The organism is Ruegeria sp. AL11, from assembly GCF_056540865.1.
In genome coordinates this window covers 1-569 of sequence record NZ_JBQFXO010000085.1, presented here as the reverse complement: position 1 = coordinate 569, position 569 = coordinate 1, and the positions used below count along the sequence as shown (strand labels likewise).

The 569-nt window shown below is 54.8% G+C and carries 1 protein-coding gene; it reads right to left on the bottom strand.

Annotated features, from left to right (window positions below; translation table 11 throughout):
- Positions 1-569: sulfatase-like hydrolase/transferase (locus ACR0IP_RS23415; RefSeq protein ID WP_480528198.1), on the bottom strand; the 569-nt coding region annotated here is incomplete at both ends.

Below are 569 nucleotides of genomic sequence, written 5' to 3'. Positions count from 1 at the left end.
CCGTGACGTTCGCCAGGCTCGATCCCCGGACCTGCAGCGATCAGCGGTACGTGCAAAAGCGATCTGTAGGGGCTGGGGCCTTTTCGGATAAGCCCGTGATCACCCAACAACTCGCCATGATCCGAGGTGAAAATGACAACGGTGTCTTCAAGGAGACCCTGATGCTCCGCCTGTGCCATGATCCGCCCGACGCAAGCGTCAATCATCGAAATCATTCCATTGGTATATGCGATCGCACGGCGAATTGAATCGTCCGAGAAGTTCGATGTTGTCTGTAAAAAACCCTGTTCTCGCGGTGGCCCCGGATCGCGCAGGAAGTCCACATAGCTTTTACCTTTTTCCTCTTCATCGCCTTCGCGCAGGAAAGACGGCATCGCTGACAGCTCATCAGGCACATATGAGGGCATTGGCATGTCCGCCGGATCGTACATGTCGCACCATGGCGCAGGGGGGGAAAAAGGATGGTGCGGATCGGGAAAGGAAACAAACAGAAAGAACGGGTCTGACCCGTCATTTTCAGTCAGGAACTCGCAGGCCCGATCTGTGATCCAAGAGTTGTAATGCAAGTC